Below are 12,221 nucleotides of genomic sequence, written 5' to 3'. Positions count from 1 at the left end.
TGACCGGTAAGTTCAGCCCGCACCAGAACCTCATCTTCGTCACCGAGCTCGCCACAGCCGCCCCGCTCGCGGGCGCGGCTGTCACTATCCGCGGCGCCGACAACCGGGTATACTGGCAGGGCGTCACGGACGCCGAAGGCAAGGCGACCGGCCCCGGCTGGCACGGGCTGAACCTCCCCCGTGCGGACGAATGGTCCGTCCCCACCCAGTACGCGTTTGTCGAAAAAGCCGGCGACCTCGCGTTTACCTCGAGCCTGTTCGACACGGGGCTGGAGCCGTATCGGTTTGGGCTCAATTCGGATTGGAATCCCCAGCCCGTGGACCGCGAGGGCGTGTTGTTCACGGACCGCGGCCTCTACCGCACCGGCGAGACGGCCCACTTCAAGGGGATCTTCCGACAGAAAACCGACGGAGACTGGGCCTCGCTGCGCGACAGCGTGATCCTCGAAATCATTGGCCCGGACGAGCAAGTGGCCCTCCAGCACCGCGTCCTCCCGAGCGGGATGGGGACATTCGATTTCTCGTGGACCAGCCTGGAGAGCGCTACGCTCGGCTCCTACCGGGTGACGGCCACACTGGCCGACAGCGCGCGGACCTACATCACGGAGCACTACTTCCGGGTGGATGCCTTTCGGCGCGCGACGTTCGCCGTCGATGTCACCGCCTCGGCCGAGGCGTATATCGCCGGCGACTTCTTCGAGGCCGACATTTCCGGTCGGTACCTGTTCGGCGCGGCAATGCAGAACCAGCCTGTTCGCTACACGCTCGACCAGTACCCCACGTACTACACCCCACCGGGCTACGACGGCTTCTTGTTCGCCTCGTGGCGATCCGATTATTCCTATTACGACCAGATCGCCAGCGGCGACTCGTTGCTCGACGCTGACGGGCGCTTCTCGATCCGCGCCCAGCTGCCGAGCAACGGGCAGGGCCGGCCGGCGCAGTTGACGCTCGGTGCCGCCGTAACCGATCCGTCGCGCCAGGAAAACGGCGGCTCCGCCGGAGCCATCCTGCACCCGGGCCTCTACTACATCGGCCTCAAACCGCGAACGACCTTCCTCGACCTGAGCACCGAATCGCGAATGACCGTGGATGTGATCGCGGCCGACCCCGCCGGCGCCCCGGTAGGGGACGCAGAGGTCGCCCTCACCCTCATCCGCGAGCAGTGGAACAGCGTGCGGGAGATCGGCGCTGACGGCCGGATGCGGTGGCGGAGTGAGCAAATCGAAGAGGTGAAACAGGAGCAGAACGTACGCACCGAGGCCGGCCGGGCCCAGCGTGTCGGCTTCACGATCGAGGAAGGCGGCAGCTATGTCATCCGCGCCGAAAGCCGCGACCTGCGCGGCAACGCGATCCGGACGGAGGCCTACTTCTATGCGACCGGCGCGGGCTACGTCGCCTGGCGCCGCAACGACGACGACCGGATCGAGATCATCCCCGAAAAACAGACCTACACCCCGGGCGAGACAGCCCGGTTCATGGTGCAGTCGCCGTACGAATCGGCAACCGCGCTTGTGACCGTGGAGCGCGAAGGCATCCTCTCCAGCCGCGTCGTCACCCTCACGGGCAGCGCTCCGCAGATCGAGGTACCGATCACCGAAGCCCATCTCCCCAATATCTATGTGAGCGTGCTCCTGCTCACCGGCCGGTCCGCCCCGCCGAGTGGGGCCAGCGATCCCGGGGCGCCCTCGTTTAAAATGGGCTACGCCGCGATCGGGGTGGAGACCGGCGTGCGCCGGTTGACCGTCGCGGTCGAACCCGACGCCCGCGAATACCGTCCGGGCGATGAAATCAGCGTCGACCTCCAGCTCACCGACGCCGCCGGCCGGGGCGTCCGCGGCGAAATCGCCTTCAGCGCCGCCGACGCCGGCGTGCTGAACCTCGTCGGCTACACCCTCCCCGATCCGTTCGACACCTTTTACGGCGAACGGGCGCTGGGTGTAACCACCAGCCAGACGCTGGCCGACCTCGTCAAGCAGCGCAATTACGGGCTCAAGGAGATGGATGAAGGCGGCGGCGGCGGCGACGAAAGCCAGCGCGGCGTACGGAAGGACTTCCGGCCCCAGGCCCACTGGGCGCCGGCGGTGCAAACCGACGACCGCGGACGCGCCCGCGTCACCTTCCGGCTCCCGGAAAGCCTCACCACCTTCCGGCTCATGGCCGCGGCGCTCACCGCCGGCAACCAGTTCGGGCGGGGGGAGACGGATATCGTGGTCACGAAACCGCTCGCCCTCACGCCGGCCCTGCCGCGTTTCGCCCGGCTCGACGACACCTTCGAAGCCGGCGTGCTCATTACCAACCGGACGGGAGCTCCGGGCGACGCCACCGTCTCCGTCGAAGCCGAGGGGCTGACGCTGACGGGTCCGCCCAGCCAGACGGTGACGGTCGCGAGTGGCGAGACGCGCGAGGTGCGCTTCGCCTGGGCCAGCGAGGCCGCCGGCGACGCCACCCTCCGGTTCACCGCCCGTTTGAGCAATGAAACCGACGCGTTCGAGGTAGGCCTCCCGGTCTCGCTACCGACGGTTAAATCCACCCAGGCGACCTTCGCCTCGACTGAATCCTCCGCCGAGGAAGTCCTCCGCTTGCCCGGCAATCTCATCCCTTCCCTTGGCCACTTCCAGGCCCGGGTCGCCAGCACGGCGCTGGTCGGCCTCGAGGGCGCGGCGGAGTACCTGTTCGAATATCCCTACGGCTGCCTCGAACAACGGACCTCCCGCATCCGGCCGCTCCTCGCCGGCGGCGCTCTGCTGGATCTGTTTGATATCGACGTGCTCGGCGGCGAACGGGATTCGCTGGTGACCGACTGGCTCCAGAGCCTGCCCGGCTACTGGATGGGCTCCGGCTTCAGCCTGTGGCGCGGCGACTACTACGTCCACCCCTACGTGAGCGCCTATGTCGTGCTGGCGCTGGCCGAGGCGCGCGACGCCGGCTTCCGCATCCCCGAAACCATCGCGACGCAGGCCGTGGAGGCGTTGGCTTATTCGGTGGCGAACGCCAGCGAACGCCCAGACTACCTCAACGACGCATCCTGGAACGACACCCGGGCGCTGATGCTGTACGCGCTCGGCCGGCACAGCCGGTTTCTGGATCAGGAGATCAACGACCTCGCCACCCGCGTGACGGCGAATGGCGCCCCGATCAGCATGGACGGGCGAAGCCATTTGCTTCGCCTCCTCATCCATCGAAACGCGCCCCTCTTCCAGATACAAAAACAGCGGCTGATAGACAGCATCGTCCAGGCGCTTCGGGTGGAGAGTACCACGGCGTACCTGACGGCGGCGCAGGGGCCGGCGGCCGGCTGGATCTTCGCCAGCGACACCCGGTCCACCGCCTTCGGCCTCGCCGCCCTCATCGAAACACGCCCGCCGGAGGAGACCCGCCTGCTGGTCGAGCGAATGGTGCGTTACCTGCTCGAAAACCGCAGCGGCGACCACTGGGCGTCCACCCAGGAAAATGCCGCCGTCATCGACGCGCTGCGCCTCTACCAGGAGGCCTACGAGGAGGATGCGGCCAACTTCACCGCGACGATAGCCCTCGCCGGCCGCTCCGTCCTGGAAGCCTCGTTCAGCGGTCGCACGCTAGACACCCACGACGCGGCCACCTCCCTGGAAGGCCTGACCGCCGGCGCTTCACTGCCGGTGCAGATCCGGAAAGACGGTACCGGCAACCTCTACTACACCCTCCGGCTCGAGTCCTTCAGCAGCGACCCCGTCGCCGCGCTCGACCAGGGGCTCAGCATCGAGCGGCGCTTCCAGCGCATCGACCAGTCCGGGCAGCCGGTGGGAGCGTCTGAAACGACGGGTGGGAAGACGGTTACCCTCGACGCCGGCGAACTCGTGCGCGTGACAATCCGGCTGACGAGCCCGGCCGACCGGAACTACGTCGTCGTGGACGACGCTCTGCCGGCCGGCCTGGAGGCCGTCAACGACGCTTTCGCCACCACGAACCGAGAATACCTGCAGGATACCGGCAGCGACCGCTGGTGGGGATCGTTTAACCGAACCGAGATGCGCGACGACCGCGTGGTCCTCTTCGCCGACTACCTGACGCGAGGCGAACACACCTACACCTACGTAGCCCGCGCCACCACCGCCGGCACCTTCATCCACCCTCCAGCGCAGGCGGAAGGGATGTACCAGCCCGAAACCAACGGGCGCACGGCGTCGGGAAGACTGATCGTTCGATAAGGTAAAAGGGGGAAAGGCAAAAGGTAAAAGAGGAAAGGCAAAAGGTAAAAGAGGAAAGGCAAAAGAGTAAAGGAAAAAGGTAAAAGAGTAAAGGCAAAAGGGGCGTTGTTTTTCCTTTACTCTTTTACCTTTTTCCTTTTGCCTTTTTCCTTTTTCCTTTTTCCTTAATCCACCGCTTTCACCCCATCGAACCGCATCTTATCAAGTTGCTTGAGGTCGACATCTCCGGCGACATCGCGGAGGTCGTCGATGTCTACGCCCCGGCCGTTGAGTTGGAGGACGAAGCGTTCGGCGACGACTACGTGTAATTCCGTGTGTTCGGAATCGCCATGCTGTGTGGCTTTTTCGTAGGCCGGAAAGCCCTTGAAATCGGTCGTGCGCTCGAAGCCGTTGGTGTCTTCGCGGTCCACCTCGAACTGCATCCAGTTAAACCCGAGCATGGCGGCGTTTTTGAGGCTGCCCAGGTCAATGAGCGAGAGTTGGATCTCCTCATTGCCATCGCTCGACTCGAACGTGCGCTCCACCTTCGAGATCATGATGCCCAGGGCGCCGGCGCGCTCGCCGCTGTTGGCCGTTTGCTCCATGCCACTCACCCCGTCCGGGATCAGGTCGCGCAGATCGCGAAAGTCCACCGGCGATACGGCGGCATCCCCCCCGATCGTCTCCCCGAGCTCGCCCAGCGCCTGACCCAGTTGCTCCATCGCTTCCCCCAGATTCTGGGGGTCGTCGCCGCGTTCGGCCGTCTCCCACTCGGTGGCCTCTTTTTCCTCCGCTTCACGCGCCATCCGCTCGGCCCTGATGCGCTCCTCGCGCTCGTCCGATCCTCCTGAACAACCTGGCAACATCGTTCCAACGAGCAGCAATACGAGGACAGGTACAACAAACGCGGATCGGATCATGGCTTTGTTGATGATAGATGGTTGGAGTGCATACGGGGCTATACGCGCGTCTCCCGGCATCAGGTTTCGCGGGGAAGAAGTTGATTTAAGAGGTGACGTTACGCAGCGATGGAAAGAAACAAGCAATCATGCCGGTTTTCATGACGGGTTACATGACGGGTTACATGCCGGGTTACACGCCGGGTTACATGACGGGTTACATGACGGGTTACATGCCGGGTTACATGCCGGGCTACATGACGGGTTACATGACGGGTTACATGATGGGTTACATGACGGGTTACATGACGGGTTACATGCCGGGTTACATGATGGGTTACATGACGGGTTACATGCCGGGTTACATGCCGGGTTACATGTTGTAGAGACACGAAACATCGTGTCTCACTAATAACCGTGCGTAAGGTCAATTAAGAGTAGGAAAAATTTGCCGATACCACTACACAGGCATCCCCCATCCCACGCCGTAGCTCCCTACCCGAGCCGCCACCATGCAGCAAACCATTCTTGCGTTCGGTGCGCTGATGATCACCATGATGATCACAGTGAACCAGCAGCAGTCCATATTCCGCGTCCAGCAACTGAGCTACGTGCGCGAACTCGAGAACGCAGCGATCGACTTCGGCGCGCGCCAGCTGGAAGAGATCATGAACACCGTCGCCTTCGATGAAGCGACGGTCGGCGCGACGAAGATGACCTTTGGCGCCGGCGACTTCTCGCAGATCAATGAATTCGGTCACGACAGTGGCGAAAACGGCGCCAACAAAGCCACGTTCGACGACCTGGACGACTACGACGGCTTCGAGGAAACGGCCACGCACGTCATGAGCGCGGACACGTTCATGTTCCACGTAAGCTACGCGGTCGAATACGTCTCCCCTTCGTCCCCCAATACCTCCCCGTCGTCCGCCACCTTCGCCAAACAGATCACCGCCACCATCGAGTCCGACACCATGGTTGGCGACAAACGGGCGCATGTCGTGATGAAACGGGTCACCATCGTCACCGATAGCTTCTAACCAGGATGCAGTTCATCTTCGACCATATTGCGAGCGTGCTGGTTGCCTCGGTGGTAATCATGATCTTTGCCATGCTCCAGCTCCGAGGATCGCAGACGCTGAGTGAGACAACCATCCATCAGATCGTCTACTCGGACGCGCTGTCGGCCGGCCGTATGATTCAGCGCGACCTGGAGAACATGCGCACCGAGGAGCAGACGACCGAGGCCATCGTGCGCGGTGTGCTCTCCGGCGGCAGCGCCTACACCTGCGTCATGACGGCAAGCGGCGATACCACGCTCACGCTCACCTTCCCCACCCTCACCGACCCGGAAGGGGTGTCTGCGCTTGTCGACCCTATGGACGCCCCCGTCCAGATCGTCAGCTACTTCCTCGAAGCGGTGAACGACTCTGTGGCCGTGGATAAGGGCGCCTCTACGATCCATTACGAACTGTATCGGCTCAACCGGATCGTGGGTGGTACGTTCACCGGCGGCACCAAAGGCAATGTGGTCCACTTCAGCGTCGGACTTGCCTCGAAGGGGTCCAGCCTGTTCACCACAGCGAGCACGACCTGTCCGGTAGGGCTCTCCACAATTCGGTTTGAACTCAAAATAGCCATCGATGGCATCACCCACGTCGCCGGCGACCAGCGATCCACCAGCCAGCTGAACCTCAGCCGGTACGCCACCACCGTGGACCTCACGAACTGGGAATAACCCCGTACGGCGCACGGTCGTGCGCCCTCGATGCGCCCCCGAAGCGCCCCTACATAAACAAACCGCCACCTCCATGGGAAAAGCAACCCTCATCGGCGCCGTCGCCATGATGCTCGTCACCGCGATGATGCTGTACAACACGCAGCTCGTCTCGCGCGACACCGACCGCCGGCAGTTCGACCACATGAAGGAACAGGTCGCCCGTGAACTGGCCCTGACTGGACGCAAACTCCTCCTGGCCCACTGGGTCGAATCCGGCGGCACCGTTTCCTCCGCCCCGTTTGCTTCCGTCGATCGAGATGGCGGGACCTTGCAGGTCATGAACTACACGATGGACGACGAAATGCTCGACTTTACCCTCCGCGCTACGTACCAGGGGGCCGTCCACGAAGTGCGCAGCAAATTCCGCTGGAACAGCTTTGCGATCGCTCCCCTGCAAATAAAAGCCAGTGACCTGCACATAAGCATCTCACCCCGGTCGACGCTGGACATCGGACAAATAGCGCTGGACGATCAGTCGGTCGAAGAATTGAGCGGGATACTGGTAGACGAACTTCAGATCGCCGGTAACCTGTCTGAATTGAATCTGGGTATGCCCGTCATGGAAACGCGGCTGAGCAACGAACTGGCCAACGCGGGCAAAAACGACATCGCCATCAACGTCATTGACGAGGCCATGCGGACGGCGTACGATGCAGAAAATGGGATGTTCTTCCCCGATCAAGTCTACCAGGCCGTCAGTGCGTATATGGGCGCCAATCCTTCGCTGGTGCAACACCTTGAACCGACAGCCATCGTGAATGGTGGGCCCATGAATACCAGCATAAAGAATGTCTATCAATTCAATAAAGACGTAACGCTTTCAAGCGATCTGTCAGGAAAGGGCGTCCTCATCGTTGAAGGCAGTCTTGTGGTTCCGGAAGGCGTAAGATTCCAGTGGGAAGGACTCATCATCGTCAAACCCCCGTCGACGAATATGCATCCCGAAATCGACTTTTCAGGCAATGTCCAGATCACTGGGAGTATGGTAGCCATGCATGAGGCGCTTCCCAATTTCGGCCACATGGATTTTACGGTCATGCGGGACTATGGTGCCTCGTGGAGCAGCCCGAACGGATCGTTGTATCCGTGGCTCAAACATACCCATGACTACCGCAGTCCGAAGGGATCCAGTGTCGTCTTTTTATCCAAACGGACTGGAGTATTTGAAAACGGAGGCGAGAGCAGGTTCGTAAACACCCTTAGTGCCTATCCCTCCTCCGACAAGGTGTTTCTTGAGATAGACAATCACGCTCAACACGGACGGGGCATCATTGATCTCGAACTCGCCGGCCTTCCTGCGGTGGTCGTACCGATGGCTTCCGGCTTCCCGGCCGGCGTGGCTGATGACGTCAACACCTACAGGACGAAGCCCTTCCCGATTAGCGATCTGGTGCATCTAGGAGTCAACATCAATCGGCTAAGCTCGCTAAAGAAGATGTGGGATTCCGAAGTCCCATATCTAGGATGTGGCGATCCCGATCCCATTCGCCATACTGACGGTTCGCGTTGCGTTGCGGGCACAGTGGGCCGCATGGGCTCGCTAAATCTGAGGCTATTCCACATACAAACGAATGGCTCGGCCAATCGGGTGTACGATGCCGCCCTGTACTGGCATCGCCGCATGGATGAGAAAGATGACTTTGCTAATGAGGTAAACGACCTGTTAACCGAGTTACAATCAACGGATACGGGGCTCACGGTGACCATGGGTGATAACACGACGTTCGTTCACGATCCCAATCTGGTCTCACAGATTGGAGCGTTTGGAGGGTCGCCGCTCGGCATGACGCATCTCGGCACGTGGCACACCCGAACTGAGTAGCGATCAACGATTGGTGAGGGATGGAAATAGGGTGCCTTATGACAGAAGCCTCCCATCGCAAATCACAAATCGCTAATCAAGGTCACATATTCCTGCGGTACTGCCCGCCCACCTCGAAGAGGGCTTCGGTGATCTGGCCGAGGGAGCAGGTTTTGACCGTTTCCATAAGTTCAGCAAACAGGTTGCCATTTCGACGGGCGACGCGTTGCAGGGAGGCAAGGGCCTCGGCGGAACGGTCCGCGTTTCTTTCTTGCGACGCTTCGAGGTTGGCGATCTGATGACGTTTCTCCTCGTCGCTGGACCGCATGAGCGCCATGCCGGCTTCGTCGGCTCGTCGCGGCGCAACCTCGGTCCGAGGCAGGAACGTGTTGACGCCGATCACGGGGATGTCGCCGGCGTGTTTCAGCCGCTCGTAGTGCATCGACTCCTCCTGAATCTTACCTCGCTGGTACATCGTCTCCATCGCCCCCAGCACCCCCCCGCGGTCGTTGATGCGCTCGAACTCGGTCAGCACCGCCTCCTCCACTAGATCGGTCAATTCCTCGATAACAAAGGCGCCCTGCAGGGGGTTTTCGTTGTTCGCAAGGCCCAGCTCCTTGTTGATGATCAACTGGATGGCCATCGCCCGGCGAACCGACTCCTCCGTCGGAGTCGTGATCGCTTCGTCGTAGGCGTTGGTGTGCAGCGAATTGCAGTTGTCGTAGATGGCGATGAGCGCCTGAAGGGTCGTCCGGATGTCGTTGAACTGGATCTCCTTGGCGTGTAAACTCCGGCCGGAGGTCTGGATATGGTACTTGAGTTTCTGGCTCCGCTCGTTCGCGCCGTACCGCTCCCGCATGAGCACGGCCCAGATGCGCCGCGCGACTCGGCCGATCACGCTGTATTCAGGATCCAGTCCGTTTGAAAAGAAAAATGACAGGTTGGGGGCAAAGTCATCCACCTTCATCCCCCGGGAGAGGTAATATTCGACGTACGTGATCCCGTTCGCCAGGGTGAAGGCGAGCTGGGAAATCGGGTTGGCGCCGGCTTCGGCGATGTGGTACCCCGAGATCGAGACCGAGTAGTAGTTGCGCACTCCCTGCTCGATAAAAAACTGCTGCACATCCCCCATCATCCGCAGGGCGAACTCGGTGGAGAAAATGCAGGTGTTCTGCGCCTGATCCTCCTTCAGAATGTCGGCCTGGACGGTGCCCCGCACGGTCTGGAGCGTCACGTTGCGGATCGTCGCGTACTCGTCGGCGGAGAGGAGGCCGAGGTCGACCAGATCGGACCCGGCAATGCCGAGCAACCCGAGGCCGGTCCCGTCGTGCCCTTCCGGCAATTCGTTTTCTTTCCCGCCGGCACCGAACGGCACATACGCCGGCGCGCCGGCGCCCAGGCGCTCGGCGATGAGGACGCGCGCCGCCTCCCAGCGGCCCTCGGCCTTGAGGTACCGCTCCACCTGCTGGTCGAGCGCCGTGTTCATAAACAGGGCCAATACCATGGGCGCCGGCCCGTTGATCGTCATGGAGACGCTCGTCGCCGGGTCGCAGAGGTCGAAGCCCGAGTAGAGCTTCTTCATATCGTCCAACGTACAGATCGAAACCCCCGAATTCCCCACCTTGCCGTAGATGTCGGGCCGGGTATGGGGGTCGAAGCCATAGAGCGTGACGGAATCGAACGCGGTCGACAGCCGGCGCGCGGGCATGCCGGCAGACACCAGGTGGAAGCGGCGGTTGGTCCGCTCCGGGGCGCCCTCGCCGGCGAACATGCGCGTCGGATCCTCGTTCGTCCGCTTAAACGGAAACACGCCGGCGGTGTACGGGAAATAGCCCGGGACATTCTCCAGGAGCGCAAACCGAAGCCGCTCGCCGGGATCCACGGTCCGCGGCAGCGCCACGCGGGGGATTCGGGTGCCAGATAATGACAGGGTGTAGAGCGGGACGGTGATCGCCTGGTCGCGAACGGTATACGTAAACGCGTCCTGGCGATATTGCTCCGACAGGGCGTCCCAGGCGTTCAGAATCTGCCGGGAGCGCGCGTCGAGCCGATCCCACCAGTGGCCTTCCATGGTCCGCAGCCGTTCGATCAGCCCGTCCCGATCTTCGGGCGCCCACTGCTCCAACTGGGCGATGACGCCCTGCGCTTCACCCCATTTTCGCGCATAACGCACTTGTTGCTCGGCCTGTTGGCGATAGGTTCGGCAAGCGTCCGCCCCATCGCCCAGGTAGCGTTGCCGGCGGGGCGGGATGATCGCCAGGCCGGCGGGGTCCACTTCAGGAAGCGGCTCCTGCCCGTAGACGGTAGACGCCCGTCGGAAGTCGAACCGGTCGTTTAGCGCCCCCAATACCCCGAGGTACAGCCGCGTCACACCCGGATCGTTGAAGCGCGACGCCATGGTCGGATACACCGGCATCTGCTCGGGCGGCGCGTCGAAAGTGGCCCGATTGCGCTGTACCTGCTTCCGGATGTCGCGCAGGGCATCGGGGCTGCCGCGCTTCTCGAACTTGTTGAGCACGATGAAGTCGGCCACATCCAGCATCCCGATTTTTTCCAGCTGGGTCGGCGCGCCGAAATCGTGGGTCATGACATACACCGAGAGGTCGGTGAGGTCGGTGATTTCGGTATCGCTCTGGCCGATGCCGGCCGTCTCCAGGATGATGAGGTCGTAGCCGGCGATCTGACAGATTCGGATGCTCTCCCGCAGCGCCTGCGACGTCGCCCTGTGGGCCTGCCGGGTGGCGAATGAGCGCATAAAAACCCGCTCCGTGTGTTGGCCGTAGATGGCGTTCATGCGGATCCGGTCTCCCAGCAAGGCCCCGCCCGTGGAGCGCTTGGTTGGATCGACCGACAACACGGCGACCTGCAGGTCTCCGAAGTCGATCAGAAACCGCCGCACCAACTCATCCGTGAGGGTGGATTTGCCCGCGCCGCCGGTGCCCGTGATGCCGATGACCGGGACGTGATGCGAGGGCTCGCCCAGGCGTTCGATCCAGTCGTCGGCGCCGGCCTCGTCCCCATCGCCGGCCGGCACGACCCGGCTTCCCGTGGCGCGTGCCTCTACGGCGGTGAGGGCGCGGGCGATGACGGCCGGCCGTCGGTCGCGAATCTGCTCCCAGGCGCCATTTAGGGCCAAAGCAGGGGCGTCGCACGCCTCGAGCATATAATCGATCATCCCCTGCAACCCCATCCGCATCCCGTCGTCCGACGAAAAAATGCGGGCGATTCCGTACGCCTCGAGGCGTTCGATCTCCGCCGGCACGATCACCCCGCCGCCGCCGCCGAATATTTTGATGTGGCCGGCGCGCCGCTGCTTGAGCAGGTCATGCATGTACATGAAGTACTCGACATGCCCGCCCTGGTAGGACGAAATCGCAATCCCCTGCACGTCCTCCTGAATCGCTGTATCCACGATCTCCCGAACCGAGCGGTTGTGCCCGAGGTGGATGACCTCGGCGCCCGATTGCTGCAGCATCCGCCGGATGATGTTGATCGCCGCGTCATGCCCATCGAACAGGCTGGCCGCCGTGACGAACCGAATCGGGTGCGTGGATGTGTAGGGTTGCTCTTCCATA

At 62.3% G+C, this 12,221-nt stretch carries 7 protein-coding genes; 5 read left to right on the top strand and 2 right to left on the bottom strand.

The features are described 5' to 3' along the window. The coding region (locus SH809_01230) for an alpha-2-macroglobulin family protein (protein ID MDZ4698300.1) at positions 1–4,187 on the top strand (4,187 nt) is incomplete at its 5' end. 164 nt (positions 4,188–4,351) lie between these two features. Here the strand turns inward: SH809_01230 and SH809_01225 are convergent. Continuing rightward, complete coding sequence (locus tag SH809_01225; GenBank protein MDZ4698299.1) at positions 4,352–5,086, bottom strand: hypothetical protein; 735 nt, start codon at positions 5,084–5,086, stop codon at positions 4,352–4,354. A gap of 92 nt (positions 5,087–5,178) precedes the next feature. On the opposite strand from SH809_01225, the gene SH809_01220 reads away from it, so the two are divergent. The 4 genes from SH809_01220 (at position 5,179) to SH809_01205 (ending at position 8,667) form a co-directional block, all read left to right on the top strand. Next, positions 5,179–5,451, top strand: a complete 273-nt coding sequence (locus SH809_01220) for a hypothetical protein (protein MDZ4698298.1) — start codon at positions 5,179–5,181, stop codon at positions 5,449–5,451. Positions 5,452–5,577: 126 nt separating this feature from the next. Further along, positions 5,578–6,105, top strand: coding sequence for a hypothetical protein (locus SH809_01215; GenBank protein ID MDZ4698297.1), 528 nt, complete (start codon positions 5,578–5,580; stop codon positions 6,103–6,105). Between the two features lie 5 nt (positions 6,106–6,110). Beyond that, entirely contained in the window at positions 6,111–6,803 is a 693-nt protein-coding gene (locus SH809_01210) for a hypothetical protein (protein ID MDZ4698296.1), read from the top strand. A 73-nt stretch (positions 6,804–6,876) separates the two neighbouring features. Beyond that, the gene (locus SH809_01205; GenBank protein ID MDZ4698295.1) at positions 6,877–8,667 is read left to right on the top strand and encodes a hypothetical protein; all 1,791 of its coding nucleotides are present in this window, start codon (positions 6,877–6,879) and stop codon (positions 8,665–8,667) included. A gap of 82 nt (positions 8,668–8,749) precedes the next feature. On the opposite strand, the gene SH809_01200 is transcribed toward SH809_01205, so the two are convergent. Further along, the gene (locus tag SH809_01200) at positions 8,750–12,220 is read right to left on the bottom strand and encodes a methylmalonyl-CoA mutase family protein (protein ID MDZ4698294.1); all 3,471 of its coding nucleotides are present in this window, start codon (positions 12,218–12,220) and stop codon (positions 8,750–8,752) included. Position 12,221: the final 1 nt, after the last annotated feature.

The sequence above is a fragment of the Rhodothermales bacterium genome (assembly GCA_034439735.1).
Lineage (GTDB): Bacteria > Bacteroidota > Rhodothermia > Rhodothermales > JAHQVL01 > JAWKNW01.
Note: the sequence above shows the minus strand (reverse complement) of the source record. Positions and strands in the feature narration are given on the sequence as shown.